14 protein-coding genes are annotated in these 16,554 nt (G+C 65.0%); 9 read left to right on the top strand and 5 right to left on the bottom strand.

The window, feature by feature from the left end; translation table 11 throughout:
• Position 1 precedes the first annotated feature (1 nt).
• Positions 2 to 397, bottom strand: a complete 396-nt coding sequence (locus tag ACOZ9V_RS03805) for a sterol carrier family protein (RefSeq protein ID WP_139470416.1) — start codon at positions 395 to 397, stop codon at positions 2 to 4.
• Positions 397 to 1,521 carry an asparaginase gene (locus ACOZ9V_RS03800; protein ID WP_434593790.1) on the bottom strand — a complete coding sequence of 375 codons (1,125 nt, stop codon included), beginning with the start codon at positions 1,519 to 1,521 and terminating at the stop codon, positions 397 to 399. Before ACOZ9V_RS03800 ends, ACOZ9V_RS03805 begins: the two co-directional genes overlap by 1 nt.
• Positions 1,522 to 1,554: 33 nt before the next feature.
• Between ACOZ9V_RS03800 and purD the strand changes: the two genes are divergently transcribed.
• From purD to purQ, 9 genes are all read left to right on the top strand, one after another.
• Complete coding sequence (gene purD / locus ACOZ9V_RS03795) at positions 1,555 to 3,795, top strand: phosphoribosylamine--glycine ligase (RefSeq protein WP_434593787.1); 2,241 nt, start codon at positions 1,555 to 1,557, stop codon at positions 3,793 to 3,795.
• A gap of 294 nt (positions 3,796 to 4,089) precedes the next feature.
• On the top strand, positions 4,090 to 5,808 hold the full coding sequence (locus ACOZ9V_RS03790; protein WP_139470419.1) for an amidohydrolase: 1,719 nt from the start codon (positions 4,090 to 4,092) through the stop codon (positions 5,806 to 5,808).
• A 15-nt stretch (positions 5,809 to 5,823) separates the two neighbouring features.
• Entirely contained in the window at positions 5,824 to 7,011 is a 1,188-nt protein-coding gene (locus ACOZ9V_RS03785) for an ABC transporter ATP-binding protein (protein ID WP_139470420.1), read from the top strand.
• Position 7,012: 1 nt separating this feature from the next.
• Positions 7,013 to 8,176, top strand: a complete 1,164-nt coding sequence (locus ACOZ9V_RS03780; RefSeq protein WP_180345702.1) for a polyamine ABC transporter substrate-binding protein — start codon at positions 7,013 to 7,015, stop codon at positions 8,174 to 8,176.
• A complete protein-coding gene (locus ACOZ9V_RS03775; protein ID WP_139470422.1) occupies positions 8,173 to 9,111 on the top strand; it encodes an ABC transporter permease in 939 nt (312 codons plus the stop codon). Before ACOZ9V_RS03780 ends, ACOZ9V_RS03775 begins: the two co-directional genes overlap by 4 nt.
• A gap of 1 nt (position 9,112) precedes the next feature.
• Positions 9,113 to 9,976 (top strand): ABC transporter permease, encoded by an 864-nt coding sequence (locus ACOZ9V_RS03770; protein ID WP_139470423.1) that lies wholly within the window; start codon positions 9,113 to 9,115, stop codon positions 9,974 to 9,976.
• 36 nt (positions 9,977 to 10,012) lie between these two features.
• Positions 10,013 to 11,434, top strand: coding sequence for an NAD(P)/FAD-dependent oxidoreductase (locus ACOZ9V_RS03765; protein WP_139470424.1), 1,422 nt, complete (start codon positions 10,013 to 10,015; stop codon positions 11,432 to 11,434).
• A gap of 115 nt (positions 11,435 to 11,549) precedes the next feature.
• Positions 11,550 to 11,807 carry a phosphoribosylformylglycinamidine synthase subunit PurS gene (gene purS, locus ACOZ9V_RS03760; RefSeq protein ID WP_025780534.1) on the top strand — a complete coding sequence of 86 codons (258 nt, stop codon included), beginning with the start codon at positions 11,550 to 11,552 and terminating at the stop codon, positions 11,805 to 11,807.
• Positions 11,804 to 12,541: a phosphoribosylformylglycinamidine synthase subunit PurQ gene (gene purQ / locus ACOZ9V_RS03755; RefSeq protein ID WP_139470425.1), complete on the top strand. Its 738-nt coding sequence runs from the start codon at positions 11,804 to 11,806 to the stop codon at positions 12,539 to 12,541. Before purS ends, purQ begins: the two co-directional genes overlap by 4 nt.
• 126 nt (positions 12,542 to 12,667) lie before the next feature.
• Here purQ and ACOZ9V_RS03750 read toward each other — a convergent pair whose 3' ends face one another.
• The 3 genes from ACOZ9V_RS03750 to ACOZ9V_RS03740 form a co-directional block, all read right to left on the bottom strand.
• Positions 12,668 to 13,450 (bottom strand): hypothetical protein, encoded by a 783-nt coding sequence (locus tag ACOZ9V_RS03750; protein ID WP_434593779.1) that lies wholly within the window; start codon positions 13,448 to 13,450, stop codon positions 12,668 to 12,670.
• Positions 13,451 to 13,939: 489 nt separating this feature from the next.
• Positions 13,940 to 14,434, bottom strand: a complete 495-nt coding sequence (locus ACOZ9V_RS03745; protein ID WP_181272285.1) for a peptidoglycan-binding domain-containing protein — start codon at positions 14,432 to 14,434, stop codon at positions 13,940 to 13,942.
• A 266-nt stretch (positions 14,435 to 14,700) separates the two neighbouring features.
• Positions 14,701 to 16,401, bottom strand: a complete 1,701-nt coding sequence (locus tag ACOZ9V_RS03740; RefSeq protein ID WP_434593776.1) for a hypothetical protein — start codon at positions 16,399 to 16,401, stop codon at positions 14,701 to 14,703.
• Positions 16,402 to 16,554 lie beyond the last annotated feature (153 nt).

Below are 16,554 nucleotides of genomic sequence, written 5' to 3'. Positions count from 1 at the left end.
CTCAGGCCTCGAGTTCTGCAGGAGTGAAGAGTGGCAGGAAATCGCCGAGGTCGGCTCGGGTTCCCGATGCGTCGATGTCCCCGGCGGCGAGCGCGGTCGCGAAGTCGGTGCGTCCGGTGACCAGACCCAGCCACACCTCGGCAGAGGTTTCGACGACGTTCGGCGGGGTACCGCGGGTGTGCCGGGGACCGGCGATGCACTGGGTGACGCCGAACGGCGGAACCCGGACTTCGACGCTGTTGCCTTCGGCGCGGGAGGCGAGCTCCTCGAGGGTGAAGCGCACTGCGGTGGCGGTGGTCGATCGGTCGGCCGGGGCCGCGTCGAGCCTCGCCTGCGTCAGCCACAGCTCGAGTGCGCTGCGTCCCTGATCGGGGTCGATCCTTCTGCGAATCGCCATCAGTCCCTCTTCCTCTCACCGATATCGGCAATATCTTCCCCGAGCTCCAGGCGCCCGACAACGTTCGTCCGCCCCTCGGAATCCGTGCCCCCGGTGACCGGGTCCGTGATCGCTGCGATCACGGCGTCCACCGTGTCGTTCTCCGGCGCCGAGGCGGCTCCCGGCTCGGCGTCGAACGCTCCCGCCCGCTGGAGCAGCGTGAGGGCGACGAGCCCTGAGGCCCGGGAACTTCCGTCGAGGCATTTCACGGCGACGGCGAACCCGGTCCGAGTGGCCATGACGATGACGCCCTCGGCCCCGCCCTTGGCGAAGACGCCGAGTCGGTCGATGACGGTCGAATTCGGTCGGCCGTGCCCCTCGATCGTCCATGGGTCGGCGAAGACCGCCTCGGTGAGGGTGCGGGCCTCACGCTCATAGGCAGTCCATGGTCCGGCCGTCTCCTCAACCGCGCCGTCGGCGCTGCCCATCCGGATGACACGGCCGACCGCGCGGGCCAGGCCGGTGAGGCTGAGCGCGAACACGGGTGCCCCGCAGCCGTCGATGCCGACCGCGGACGGGGACTCACCGGCGAGGGTCTCGACCACCTCGGCGACCTTCTGCTGCACGGGGTGGTCCGGGGACAGATAAGTGGAGGTGTCGGCGCCGATGGCGCGGGCGGCGGCGAGGAACGCCGCGTGCTTGCCGGAGCAGTTGAAATACAGGGGCGAGCGCGGGTCGGTGTTCTCGTCCCCCTGTGCCCGTGCGCGTTCCTGCAGTTCGCGGCGGAAGGCTCCGTCGGCGGGATGGGCGGACGGGCACTGCAGGTCATCAACGCTCAACCCAGCAGCGTCGAGCATCGACGCCACCACCTTGACGTGCCCGGCTTCGGACTTGTGCGAGGCAGCGGCCAGGGCCGCGGACTGTCCGTCGAGCTGCGCCCCAAGGCTCATCGCCGAGATCGCCTGCAGCGGTTTGAGACTCGAGCGTGTGAACACGGCAGCATCGGGGGCGCCCAGACTGATCAGCGGTGATCCGTCCGGGTCGAGGACGACGGCGGACCCGATGTGCCGGGATTCGATGAAGCCGGAGCGCTCGACGACTGCGAGCTCGGCAGCCTGCGCGGGGGTGAAAGTCGAGAAGGTCACGCACTCAAGCCTACGACCCTTTAGGCTGGTGGCGTGAAGGTTCTTGTCATCGGTTCGGGCGCCCGTGAACACGCCCTTGTCCTCGCTCTCTCGCGCGACCCGCAGGTCGACGCCGTCATCGCTGCTCCCGGCAATCCCGGTATCGCGCAGATCGCCCACACCGAGGCGGTCGATGCCTCGGATGCCGCCGCCGTGACCGCGCTGGCTGAGACCCTCGACGTCGATCTCGTCGTCATCGGGCCCGAAGCCCCGCTGGTCGCCGGAGTTGCGGATGCTCTGCGCGAAGCTTCCTTCCCCGTCTTCGGCCCCAGCGCGGAAGCGGCGCACCTCGAAGGCTCGAAGGCGTTCGCAAAGGAGGTCATGGAGTCCGCGAACGTGCCGACTGCACGTACGGTGGTCGCCTATTCGACCGACGAGGCGGCGGCCGCACTGCGCGAATTCGGCGCCCCGCACGTGGTCAAGGCCGACGGCCTGGCCGCCGGCAAGGGAGTCGTCGTCACCGATGACCTCGATGCCGCGCTGACGCATGCGAGCTCCTGCCTCGAGGTCTCCGACCGGGTCGTCATCGAAGACTATCTCGACGGCCCCGAGGTCTCCCTGTTCGTCCTCTGCGACGGCACGACCACCGTTCCCCTGGCCCCGGCTCAGGACTTCAAACGCATCGGAGACGGTGACACCGGCCCGAACACGGGCGGGATGGGCGCGTATTCGCCGCTGCCGTGGCTGCCTGCCGGCACCGTTGACGAGATCATCGACACCGTCGCCCAGCCCGTCGTCGATGAGATGGCCCGCCGCGGCACCCCGTTCACCGGGCTCCTCTACTGCGGCCTCGCGCTGACGTCGAAGGGTCTGCGCGTCATCGAGTTCAACGTCCGCTTCGGCGATCCGGAGACCCAGTCGGTGCTCGCCCGCCTGTCCAGCCCCCTGGGCCAGACGCTGCTCGCCGCTGCCGAAGGACGCCTGAACGAGACCGCGCCCCTCGAATGGGATCCGCGCTCATCGGTGACAGTGGTCATGGCCGCCGAGAACTACCCGGGGACTCCGAGCACCGGAGACATCATCCGCGGACTCGACACCGTCGCGACACTGCCCGACGTCAGCGCCCTTCACGCGGGTACGAAACTCGCGACCGGTCCCAGCGGCGGATTCGCCCCCGAAGATGCCGTGATCACGAAGGACATCGCCGAGACCGGTGACATCGTCACCTCCGGCGGCCGCGTGCTCTCCGTCGTCTCCCTCGGCGACGACCTCGACGATGCGCGGGCGAAGGCCTATGCCGCGGTCGGCCAGATCAAGTGGGACGGTGAGCAGCACCGCACCGATATCGCCGAGGCGGCCGCCGCCGGACGTATCGATCTCGCCTCCGGATACGCCGCCCCCGCACCGGTCGCCCCGGTGCTGCCGGGCTGGAAGCACGTGTATTCGGGGAAGGTCCGCGACCTCTACATTCCCGCCGACGCCGCCGATGCCGCGAGTGCGCAGCAGCTGCTCATGGTCGCCTCGGACCGCATCTCCGCCTATGACTGGGTACTCGACTCGGAGATCCCGGACAAGGGCAAGGTGCTCACCGGACTCAGCCTGTGGTGGTTCGATCAGCTCGCCGATGTCATCGGCAACCATGTCATCAGCTCAGACGTGCCCGAGGCCGTGGCCGGCCGCGGCCTCATCGTGCAGAACCTCTCCATGTTCCCCGTCGAGTGCGTGGCCCGCGGCTACCTCACCGGATCGGGAATGTCGGACTACCGGGCCACCGGGTCCGTGTGCGGCATCCAGCTGCCGGCCGGACTCGTCGAGGCCGATCGCTTCGAGCCTCCGATCTTCACTCCGGCGACGAAGGCCGAGCTCGGCGAACACGATGAGAACGTCAGCTTCGAGGCCGTCGCCGAGACCGTCGGGACCGAGACCGCAGAGAGGCTGCGCGACCTGACCGTGGAGATCTACCAGCGTGCCGAGCAGATCGCCCGGGAACGCGGGATCATCCTCGCCGACACGAAGTTCGAGTTCGGGACCCTGCCCGACGGCACGATTGTCCTCGGCGACGAAGTGCTCACCCCGGACTCCTCCCGCTTCTGGGACGCCGAGGGCTATGAGGCAGGCAAGGCTCAGTCGAGCTTCGACAAGCAGTTCGTCCGCGATTGGCTGACCGAAGAATCCGGCTGGGACAAGGCGTCGGACACTCCTCCCCCGGCCCTGCCCGCCGAGGTGGTCGAGAAGACCCGTGCCCGCTATATCGAGGCTTTCGAGAAGCTCACCGGAGAGACCTTCCCCGGCTGAAGCGCTCAGTTCACAACCCCACAGAAGCCGCGGGGCATCGACGACAAGTCGGTGCCTCGCGGCTTCACCATTGCCGCCAACGGCTCCTGTGCGAATATCGCAGTGTGAGACGCTGAATCAGCGCTACCGGCAATCCGTGTTGCAGTTTCCCTCACTTGACCCATATTTCCGCAACGGAATCAGTGGAATCACGGGGGAAGTTCCGCTAAGGTGACTTCACAGTGATCCACAACACACTCAGAGAGCGGGCTCGGCAATCCGCCTCTGCCACGACACTGCAGTCGGGAGGCAGCATTGGACCTCGATATCCTCGATGTCACGATCTTCGACGGTGAGGCTCTGCGCGCCGAGAATCGTGTGAGCATCCGCGACGGGATCATCACCGAGATCGGCACCGGACCCGCAGCTGTGCCCGCGTCGCGCACGATCAACGCCGCCGGGAAGCTGCTCACTCCCGGCTTCGTCGATGCGCACGTGCACACGACCTTCGGCGGCCAGGAGGCCCTGGCCTGCGACATCAGCGGAGCGGACAGCCTCGAGGCGGCACTGCAGATGATCCGCGACTATGTCGCCGAGACGACCCGTGATGACGGCGCGACCGACCCCGCGAACGATTGGGTCATCGGCGGCGGCTGGTCCATGGCCCACTTCCCCGGAGGAGACCCGACTGCCGACATCCTCGACGAGGCCTGCCCCGATCGGCCGGCGATCCTCCTCAGCGCCGACCACCATTCGGCATGGGTGAACACGCAGGCGATGACCGCAGCCGGACTCGACGAGACGTCCACGGCACCTGCCGGCGGCGTCATCGTCGCCGATTCCGCGGGCCGTCCCACCGGGTGCCTGCACGAATCGGCCATCGACCTCGTCTCAGCCCACGTTCCCTCCGCCTCCGAGGAGGAGGTCCTTGCCGGTCTGCGCGAAGGTCAGCGCTACCTCAACTCCCTCGGCGTGACCGCATGGATGGACGCCATCGTCGGCGACTACGGCGGCCACCGCGACCCGTACGACACCTACGTCGGGGCGGCGGAATCGGGCGCGCTCCGGTCCGAGGTCGTCGGCAGCCTGTGGTGGCCGCGCGGAGTCGAGGACATCGACGCCGAGGTGGCCCGACTGACCGATCTCGCACGTTCCGACGGACGCTTCCGCGCCACCTCGGTGAAGTTCATGCTCGACGGAATCGTCGAGTCCCGGACTGCGGCGATGACGACCGAATACACATGCACCTGCGGCGGCTTCGGAACGAGCTATTTCACTCGCGCCCACCTCGAGGCCTCGTTCGCGGCTCTCGATGCGGCCGGTTTCGACATCCACTGCCATGCGATCGGCGATGCCGCGGTCAAGGCCGCCCTCGACGCCTTCGAGGCCGTCCGCAGCCAGGGCACGGCCGGCACCGGGACGACCGGCTTAACTGACACCGGCGAACGCCGTCACCATATCGCCCATGTCCAGGTCGTCGATCCCGCCGATGTCCCGCGCTTCGCCGAACTCGGAGTCACCGCGAACCTGCAGGCACTATGGGCCTGCTATGACGAGCAGATGATCGACCTCAACCTGCCCTTCCTCGGTGCCGAGCGCAGCGGCTGGCTCTATCCCTTCGGGTCTCTCAACCGTACCGGTGCCCATCTGGCGATGGGTTCGGACTGGCCGGTGTCGACGGCGAACCCGTGGGACGCGATCCATGTCGCGCTCAACCGCTCGCACCCGACCGCCGCGGATGAGTCGCCGCTGCTGCCCGACGAGGCGATCGACCTGATGACGGCGCTGCGTGCCTACACCGCAGGTTCGGCACACCTGCTGCGCTCGGCCGACAACGGCCACATCCGCCCCGGTCGGCCGGCCAACCTCGCCTTGGCCAGCGCCAACCCCTTCACACTGCCGCCGACCGATATCGCGGAGATCACGAACGAACTGACGATCTGTGACGGGCGCATCGTCCACGACGCCCTGCCGCCTCACACACCGGCACCGACCACGCCGTCCGCCCCGACCACCACCGGCTCAGCCAGCTGAAGACGAAAGGCCATCATGACCAGTACAGCCACCTCGGCGCCCTCTGCGGAGACCGGACTCGACCACCTCGAGATCCAGGGTGTGAAGAAGGTCTTCGGCGACAACACCGCCATCGAACGCCTCGATCTGAACGTCCGCAAGGGCGAATTCCTCTCCCTGCTCGGCCCCTCCGGCTGCGGAAAAACCACCCTGCTGCGGATGATCGCCGGCTTCGAGACCCCCACCGACGGTGCGATCCTGCTCGCCGGCAAGGACATCGTGTCCCTGCCGCCGCACCGCCGACCGGTCAACACGGTGTTCCAGTCCTACCTGCTGTTCCCGCATATGAACATCGCCGACAACATCGCCTACGGACTCAAGCAGGCGAAGGTCCCGAAACCGGAGATCGCGCAGCGCGTCCGCGATGCCCTCGCCCTTGTGCAGATGGAGGACTTCGCCGGGCGCAAGCCCGAACAGCTCTCCGGCGGTCAGCAGCAGCGTATCGCCCTGGCCCGGGCGCTGGTCAACCGGCCGCAGGTCCTCCTTCTCGACGAGCCGATGTCGGCGCTCGACAGGAAACTGCGGGAGGAGATGCAGCTCGAGCTCAAACGCCTCCACACGAAGCTCGACACGACCTTCGTCTTCGTCACCCACGATCAGGATGAGGCGCTGGCGATGAGCGATCGCATCGTCGTCATGTACGACGGCGTCATCCAGCAGATCGGCTCCGGTGAGGACATCTACGCGAACCCGCACAACGGCTTCGTCGCCGGCTTCATCGGCAAGCAGAACTTCATCTCCGCCGAGGTGGCGTCCACCGATTCGACGACCGCGACCCTGCGCACGGCCAACGCTGTGCTCACGGCCCCGACGCTGACACTCAAACCGGCCACCGCCGCCGGTGAACCCCGGAATCTCGAGGTCGGCGACCGAGTGCGCGCAGCCATCCGTCCCGAACGGATGCACGTCGCCCCCGCAGGCGAGAGTTCCGGAGAGGCGAACACGGCCCGCGGCTCCGTGATCTCGTATTCGTTCCTCGGCGACGTCATCCAGTACATGATCGTCGTCGGTGACAACGACGAGATCCTCGCCCGCGTGCCTGCCGCCGGGCGGGAGCCGATCAGCGCCGGCACCGAGGTGGAGCTGAGCTGGAATGCCGACGCCGTCGCCGTGTACGACCGTGAGCCGAGCGCGGTCGCGTCCCTCCTCGAAGGCGGTGCCTGAAATGGCCCGGCAGAGACCCGATGTGACGTTCCTGGCCCCGCGGGCCGCCTCGGCGAGGTTGAGCCGGCGAGCGCTGCTGGCCGGATTCAGTGTCGTCGGGCTCGGGGCACTGAGCGCGTGCGGCAAGAACACGAAGATGGCGGCATCGCCGCCGACCGACGGAAAGCTCGAATCGAAGCTCAACCTCTACTCGTGGGGCGACTACGACAACCCCGAACTTCTCGACGCCTTCAAATCCCAGAACGACATCCTCGTCCAGGTCGACGCCTACGGGTCGAACGAGGAGCTCGTGGCGAAGCTCTCGACCTCACGCGGGACGTCCGGCTACGACGTGGTCGTGCCGACGGGGTCGAACATTCCGCAGATGCTCGAACATGACCTGCTGCAGGAGCTCGACCTCAGCCTGATCCCGAACTTCGAGCACATGGATCCGAACTTCACTCATCAGTACTTCGACCCGGACAACACGTACTCGATCTGCAAGGCGTGGGGCACCACCGGTTTCGTCTACAACACGAAGAAGATCGACCGGGAGATGACGAGCTGGCAGGACTTCCTCGATGCCGCACAGAAGGAAGCGGCCGGCACGACCGCCCTGCTCGAGGACCCATGGGAGGTCTCGGCGATCGCCCTGGCTGCACAGGGATTCAGCCTCAACACTCAGGACGAAGGAGAGCTCGACACAGCGCGGAACATCATCGTCGACGATCTGGCTCCGAACGTGAAGGCCTATGTCGGCAATGCCGCCACGAGCATGATTCAGGGCAGCTTCACCCTTCTGCACGCCTTCAACGGCGACGCCCGGCAGGGCCTGACCGAGGTCAAGGACCCGGAGAATTGGAAGTTCGTCTTCCCGACCCCCTCGGCGAATCTGTGGATGGACTGCTGGTCGATCGCCACCGGCGCCCCGCACCCGGATTCCGCGCACGCCTTCATCAACCACATGATCTCGCCGGACACTGCGGTCGACCAGCTCGACTACATCGGCTACCCGATCGGAACGAAGGGCCTGGCCGAGCAGGCGAAGAAGGCCGACCTCGACCAACAGGACCTCATCTTCCCGGCACAGAAGGTCCTCGACCGTCTCGAACCGAGCAAGCAGACTCCGGCCGATCAGATTCGGACGAAGATCCTCACCGACGCCCAGGCCAGGAGCGGAGCATGAGCACTCAGACCCGACCGCAGCAGCCACGACCGAAGAAACCGGCGACGAAGTTCTTCGGCCCGGCGGCCATGTCGTTTCCGACATGGGCCTATGCGCTGTTCTTCTTCATCATTCCCCTCGCCCTCATCGTCTTCTACAGCTTCGGGTACAAACCCGACCAGTTCACGGCCATCGCCACCGATCGCCTGTCGTTCGGTCGGTACCCGGAAGCGATGAGCGCAAGCTTCGTCTCGACGTTCTTCGCGACGCTGCGCATCTCGCTGCTCGGCACCCTGCTGTGCCTGATCATCGCCCTGCCGTTCGCGTACTGGCTGGCGATCAAGGTTGCGCCCGCCCGCAGGTCGCTGGCTCTGGCCCTGGTGATGGTGCCGTTCTGGACGAACTTCCTCGTGCGCACCCTCGGCTGGCAGATCATGCTCTCCCCCGACGGGTTCCTGTCGAACTGGCTGCAGGGGCTCGGGCTGCTCGACGGACCTCTCGACATCCTCTACACGCGGACGGCGGTGCAGATCGGCGTCGTCTACAACTATCTGCCGCTGATGATCCTGCCGCTGTTCGTCGCCATCGACGCCTCGGGCAAGAAGCTGCGCGAGGCCAGCTACGACCTCGGCGCGGGGAAGGTGAAGACCTTCATGCGGGTCACGCTGCCGATGGCGATGCCCGGAGTCGTCTCCGGCTGCCTGCTCGTGTTCATCCCGCTCAACGGCGACTACGTCACCGCGACCGTCCTCGGCGGAGCGAGCGGCTCCATGGTCGGTCAGCTCATCGCCAATCAGTTCAACACCGCACAGAACTGGGCGGTCGGAGCGGCCATGGCGATGATCCTCATCATCTCCACCTTGGCCGTCGTCGGGGTCGGCTTCGCACTGCTCAAGCTCGGGCAGGCGATCACGGCCAAATTGAACAGTGTGCCGCTGCATGACGGGAGGGCCTGAGATGCCGAAGAAGAACACGTTCGCACGTCGGACTCCGACCGATATCGCCCTGCACGTCTGGGGCATCCTCGTCTTCGTCTACCTGTTCGTGCCGATCGCGGTGATCATCGCCTATTCGTTCAACAACGGAAAGGTGCTCGCGAACTTCCGCGGCTTCGGCCTGCACGCCTACATCAGCGGCATCAACAACGACATCATCGTCTCCTCCATCGTCACGAGCCTGCAGGCCGCTGTCGGCACCGCCATCGTCTCGACGATCTTCGGCACCCTCGGCGGAGTCGCTCTGGCCCGGGCCCGAAGGGGCGCTTGGTGGGCACTCGGATTGACCGCGATCCTCGGACTGACCCTGGTCACCCCCGAGATCGTCGACGGCATCTCCTTCCTGCCGTGGTTCGTCACCGTCGGCGTCGATTGGGGAATCACCCCGCTCAACAACGGCCTGGTCAGGCTCATCATCTCGCATGCGATGTTCTCCATGGCGATCGTGACGTTCATCGTCAGGGCCCGGCTCGCCGGAATGGACACCCAGCTCGAAGATGCCGCCGCCGATCTCGGTGCCACCCCGTGGAATCGGTTCAAGGACATCACGCTGCCCATTGCGGCTCCCGGCATCCTCGCCGGTGCTCTGATGTCGTTCACCGTCAGCCTCGACAACACGATCCTCTCGAGCTTCGTCCAACAGCCGGGCTACACCCCGTGGCCGGTCTACATCTTCTCCGCCGTCCGCGTGGCCCTGCGCCCCGAGGTCGCGGCGATGTCGACGGTGATGTTCGTGCTCACCCTCGCCGCGCTCGGTTTCGTCGGCTTCGTCCTGCGCAAGGCCGGCGGGAACGCCACGGAGATCATCAAGACGATGGCCGCATGAAGCACACAACTCGCACCGCGAAGAAAGTGAAGTGACATGGACGTCAATGCCGCATTGGCCGACGCCTCGACCATTCCGTTCTGGCTCGACACCGACCTCCGTCCGAAGCCGCTGCCGCCGCTGCAGGAGAATCGAGAAACCGACCTCCTCGTTGTCGGCGGCGGGTTCACGGGTCTGTGGACCGCACTGCAGGCGAAGGAGCGGGACCCGGACCGTCGGGTCGTGCTCGTCGAGGCGAACTCGATCGGGTGGGCCGCCTCGGGGCGCAATGGCGGATTCTGCGCGGCCAGCCTCACTCACGGCTACGACAACGGGGAAGCTCACCTGCCGGAGGAGAACGATCGGCTCGCGCAGCTGGGCCGGGAGAACCTCGACGCCATCGAAGCAGCGGTGGCGAAGTACGGGATGGACGTCGAGTTCGAACGCACGGGCGAACTCGATGTCGCCACCGAGGACTACCAGGTCGCCGAGCTGCGGGAGGCCCACGATCCCGATTCCGGTTTCATCTTCCTCGACCAGCAGGAGCTCGCGGGGATCGTCAAGTCACCGACGTACAAAGGTGCGCTGTGGGATTCTCGCGAGGTCGCGCTCGTCCATCCGGCGAAGCTGTGCTGGGAGCTGCTGCGGGTCATCCGCGAACTCGGGGTCGAGGTCTATGAGGGCACGAAGGTCACCGATGTCAGCGACGCGAAGACGAGCGTGCGAGTCCAGACCCGCGTGACCGCGGAGACGCTCGAGGACTGCGCGACCGCTCAGTGCAGCCAGATCACGGCGAAGCGGGTGGCGTTAGCGACGAATGTGTTCCCCTCGCTGCTCAAGCGGGTGAGTCTGCATACGGTTCCCGTCTACGACTATGCGCTGATGACCGAGCCGTTGAACAACGAGCAGATGGCTGCGATCGGGTGGGAGGGCCGTCAGGGCATCGGCGACTGTGCGAACAGATTCCACTACTACCGGCTGAGCGCTGACAACCGGATCCTCTTCGGCGGTTGGGACGCCGTCTACCACTTCGGGCGGCAGGTGTCGTGGAGATACGATCAGCGGCCCGAGACCTTCGAGACCCTCGCCGAGCACTTCTTCGAGACCTTCCCGCAGCTGGCCGGGCTGAAGTTCACTCACAAGTGGGGCGGACCGATCGACACCTGTTCACGGTTCTTCTCGTTCTTCACCAGCGCCTATGGGAAGAAGGTCGCCATGGCTGCGGGGTTCACCGGCCTCGGGGTGGGTGCGTCTCGGTTCGCTGGAACAGTCATGCTCGATCTGCTCTCCGGTGAGGACACCGAACTGACCGAGCTCGAGATGGTGCGCAAGCTGCCCCTGCCGTTCCCGCCCGAGCCGATGGCGTGGCTGGGCATCAAGATGACGACGAATGCGCTGATCAAGGCCGATGAGAACGAGGGTCGTCGCGGTCCTCTGCTCAAAGTCCTCGATGCAGTGGGCATGGGCTTCGATTCCTGAGGGCTCCAGCCTGTCCGACGACCGGACCGCGGGCGGGGAATTCGGCCGTGGTTGGTAGACTCTGGGTGAGCGCGGGAGGAACTCCCGAACACTTTCACAAAGGAGCAGTACACGCATGGCACGTGTCGTCGTTGAGGTGATGCCCAAACCCGAGATCCTTGACCCCCAGGGCAAGGCGATCTCCGGCGGACTGACCCGTCTGGGCTTCACCGGGTTCGGTGAGGTTCGTCAGGGCAAGAGGTTCGAACTCGAGGTTGACGGCGAAGCCACCGAGGAGGTCCTCGCCCAGGCACGCGAAGCCGCAGAGAAGCTTCTGTCGAATCCCGTGATCGAAAACGTTGTGGCAGTCCGCGTGGCCGAGGACGCATCGTGACCGCTGTCGCGGCTGATCCCACCGCCGAGGCGACCGCAGAGTCCGGTGTCTCCGTCGGAGTCGTCACGTTCCCCGGAACTCTCGATGACCGTGATGCCGCTCGCGCCGTGCGTCTGGCCGGTGCGAACCCGGTGAACCTGTGGCACGCGGATTCGACCCTGTCCGGAGTCGACGCCGTCATCCTGCCCGGCGGTTTCTCGTATGGTGACTACCTGCGCTGCGGTGCGATCGCCGGATTCGCTCCGATCATGGAGTCCGTCGTGGCCGCGGCGAATGCCGGTATGCCGGTGCTCGGCATCTGCAACGGCTTCCAGATCCTCTGCGAATCCCGTCTGCTGCCCGGTGCGCTCATCCGCAACGATCACCAGCATTTCATCTGCCGCGACCAGGACCTGGTCGTGGAGAACGCGAACACCGCGTGGACGAGCGACTATGAGCAGGGTCAGACGATCCGCATTCCGCTGAAGAACGGTGAGGGCGGGTTCGTCGCCACCGACGAGGTGCTCGACGAGCTCGAGTCCACCGGACGCGTGGTCTTCCGGTACCAGGGCTTCAACCCGAACGGGTCTCTGCGAGACATCGCCGGAATCACGAACGAAGCAGGCAACGTCGTCGGCCTCATGCCGCACCCCGAACACGCCGTCGAGACCGGCTTCGGCCCCGAGTCCGGCGGCGGAATCGACGGTCAAGGGTTCTTCTCCTCGGCCGTGCGCACGCTCGTCGCCAAGGGCTGAGCCGACCGGCTGCCGCGGAGAAACCGACAGACGAACGACGCCGGGTCCTTGACTCAGAACCAGTGTTCTGAGTCAAGGACCCGGCGTCGTTTGCATCCTGTTGGCGGGTGGAGTGATCACGGGCCTCTATTCGTCGATGTACACCCTCAGTGGCGCCGAGTCTTCGAGGTCGCCGCATTCTGCAGTGATGACGTATCTGCCCCACAGGTCCTTGCTTGAATCCGCTATGTATCGGACCGATGCGGACTCATCTTCACCGGCGAGTTGACGCTTTTCCCAGACCTTCGTCTGACCATCCGTGTTCTTCTTGAACACGCGGAACACGGCCTCGTCTTCGGCCGAGCAGTTGACCATTGTGAGATTGACTCCGTCGGTGCCGAGAGCCGTGTCGTTCGTGTCCTCCTCTGGGTTCACCAACAGAGTGCCATCGTCGTATTCACCTCGATCGCCCTCCGAGATGAGGTCGACTCTGGTGAACATCTCTCTCACTGTCTCACCGTCGCGTTCGACATAGACCGTGAATGGAAGGTCTGTCGGGACGTCCGGTTCCTCATCCACGACAACCGAGCCGTCGAATGGCCCGTCCTTCTTCACCACGGACTTCTTGTCGTTGAGGCTCGTGTTGACGACGTCCCCTGCTTTGAGTCCGTCGACGGTGTATTCGATACCCTTGCCGTGCGCGACCTCGTACAGTGTCATCGTCGCGTACCTCAGCGCCAGATCTTCATCGTGAGACTTGGGGTCGTCCTCCGCGGCTTCCTCCCCTGCTGCCGCAGATTCACTCGAGTGATTTCCGTCGGTCGGCACAGAGCCCGAAGGTGCGGCATCGAGACTCGAAGCGGCCGTCGGTCCAGCTGCGAGGGCAGAGATCCCGAGGGCGACGGTTGCGGCGAGTGCGAGCTTCTTCATTGTGATCATCCTTCTTTCGTCCTTGCCAGTGATGCTCTGAAAGCGTTGTCGGGTTGATCTGCCGTATTCGGTTGTGATGCGACCGTAGGCAAGACGAAATGGTTCTGTGGAGTTCTGATCATTGTGGTCATGACAACTTCGAAACAGCGTTCCGAACGGTTTCGAGACGTCAATGTGACCTGCCGATTCGAACGCTGAGCCGACGTTCAGACTCACGCGCCGCCTGCAACGGCACCCTCGCCGAGGCGCCACTGTCGTTCCTGGTCACCCCCCTGGCCCAGCATGGCCGGGTCGGACCGGGTCCTGCCAGAAACGGCGAGGTGAAACGCGCACACAGGTCCTGATCAGCTTGCCGATCACATCGTCATCACTCCGTGGAATTCGGCAGGCTGAATTGTTATTGCCGATTTCGGAGATTTCAGTCCGCGGTCCCCTGCTCGCGACTCCGGAAGCCGGGGACCAGTACCGTCAGCAGCACCCTGGCCGGAATCAGTCTTCGGCCCAGTCGAGTCCGACAGCGGTCTCGAGAGTGCTGTTCGTGGCGTGCAGTGGGACGGCCCATGTCTTGTCCCCGACGATGCCATCGGAGTCGACGCCGCCCCACTTCTGAAAGCCCTCCACAGACTCCTTCGTGCCTGCCCCGAAGTCTCCGTCGGCTTCGCCTGGCGACGGCCAATCACCGCTGTCTGCACCGGAGATGAGTACCTTCTGCAGGTCGCGGACGACATCACCTTTCGACCCGGTCTTCAGCAGAGGCATCGGACCACCGTTCGGAAGTGATTCCCAGGTGTCTTTTCCGACGATGCCATCGACCGTCAGTCCGGCACTCTCCTGAAATCGTCTGACCCCAGCTTCGGTGTCCGGTCCGAAATCACCGTCGACTGCGACGCTGTGATCGGGAGTTCTCCGCAGTGCTCGCTGGGCACGCAGGACCGCGGCGCCCTTGTCACCGCGTTTAGTTTCGGGCTGACCTGGATTGGACATGGTTGTGCTCCTCTGTCATCGGTTTCGTGGAAGCTTCCTTGCCTCCACGACCACCAAGCTAGGCCCGTTGTTCCTGCACCGGCAAGGCGCCGACGAGACTCAACGGGCGTGCACGCGAACTGTTCGGCACTGCCTGTGAAGACAGCACAGATCGGCCCCGGTTCTTCGACTCGAAGTCGAGGAACCGGGGCCGATCGCTTCCGCCAGGACCGCCTCTCGCCGTCGGGCCGGGTGGAGTCACCAACCCGACGGGTCACCGGTCACTGTCAGCTCTTGTTCTTCCTGCGAGCCAGTCCGATGGCTGCTCCACCGCCGAGGATGAGCAGGGCACCTGCGGTCAGTCCGGTGAGTTCAGCACCGGTGCGAGGCATCGACGAACCGCCGCCGGCTTCGCCGGAGTCTCCTCCGTTGCCGCCACCGGACTCACCGCCGGTGACTTCGAACTTTCCTGACCTGCTGACGTCCATGCAATCGGCGAAGACCTGGTAGGTCCCGACGTAGTACGCGGGATCATCCCCGAGTCCGTAGACGTGGATTCCGGCTGCTCCTTCCTCATTGGTCGTCGCGGTCTGTTCATAGAGTTTCTCGCTCTTGTCCCCGGAATAGACCTCGAAGTGGACTTCGGCGTCCGGGACGCATTCGTTGACCATCAGCTGCACACCTTGGTCCCGGTCGATGAAGTCCTCCCCCGAAATCGTTTCGGGATTGATCGAGAGCTTGGGATCGACGACGCTGCCGTCATCGGTGACCGTGAACGTGGTCTCTGCGCTCTTGTCACCGCAGGAGGCCAGGACGTTGAAGTCACCGATCCAGCCCTTGCCGCCGTCACCATCAGGCAGGAACTGGACGGATCCGGCTGCGTCCTCACCGGCTTCCTGGGTCTCGTCCCAGATCACGGTGTCGGGATCTTTCGCGGAGCTCACCTGGAACTTCACCTCGGAGTCGACGTGGCAGTCGACGAGGGTGATGTTGACACCGTTCTCGAGGAAGTCGGCGAGCTTCTGGCTCTGCGGGGTGACGCTGAGATCTGCATCGGAGCTGTCGTCGTCTTCAGTGACGGAATACGTCGTCTCTGCGCTCGTGTCACCGCATTCTGCGCTGACGACGAAGTCACCGATCCATCCGTCACCGCCGGTGCCGGGCATGAATGATGTGGAGACCGAACCGTCATCGCCGGCGGTCTTCGTCTCTTCCCAGATGTTCGTATCTTCGCCCTTGCGGACGATGGTGACGGTCACTTCTTCGCCCACCTCGCAATTGCTCACGGTGATTTCGACACCGTTGTCGAGATACGAGTCGATCCCCTGGCTCTGCGGGTCGACGCTGACGGCCGCATCCGAGTCATTTTGGCTGTCGGTGATCTCCACACTGCCGCTGAACGTCTTCGACTCCTCGCCGTCGCGCGCGACGGTCACGGTGACATCGACGACGTCGCCGACCTTGAGCTCGGTGTTGCCACGGAGCTCTCCGTTGAACGTTCCGTCACTGTCGACGGTGATGGAGCCGTTCTCGCCGGGTCCGGCGGTGACGGTGTCTCCGGCTTTCAGTCCGGTGATGGTGTACGGGATGGCCTCGGCTGCCTCGTCGACGGGCATCGACGACTGGTCGAGGGAGAACGAGGCATCGATCGGGGTCGAGTCCTCGGTCGGTTCGTCCGAACCTTCGCCGGGGTCGGCCGCCTCTTCACCGTCGCCGGGATCTGCTGCGTCCTCGTCGCCTCCCGGATCAGTTGATTCCTCCCCGTCACCGGGTTCGGTGGGTGTGCCGGGATCCGCGGCGTCGTCACCGGGATCCGTGGGCGGGTCCTCTGTTCCCGGGGAATCTGCGTCGCTGTTTCCTGCTTCTCCTGCGGCTTGGACGTCGGCCGCCTGCGCAGTTGTGCGCTCATCTGCTTGTGCGGCTGCCTGGCCCCATCCTCCGATGGAGAGTGCCAGAGCGAACGTTGCCGCCATTGCCAACCGTTTCATGATGGTCCTTCCAGAGTTCTGGTCGGTTGCCGTCTTCAGTTATGGCTTGGACCATACGCAGGCAATGAAGAGCGCACGACTTTAGGTCATTTAGGTCATGACAGAAGTGATAGAGGTGTTTGGCCGAATGTTTATCACTTCGCAATACTGTTC

Source organism: Brevibacterium sp. 1718 (genome assembly GCF_051131255.1).
Taxonomy (GTDB): Bacteria; Actinomycetota; Actinomycetes; order Actinomycetales; family Brevibacteriaceae; genus Brevibacterium; species Brevibacterium sediminis.
This window is presented reverse-complemented; position numbering and strand designations above follow the sequence as displayed.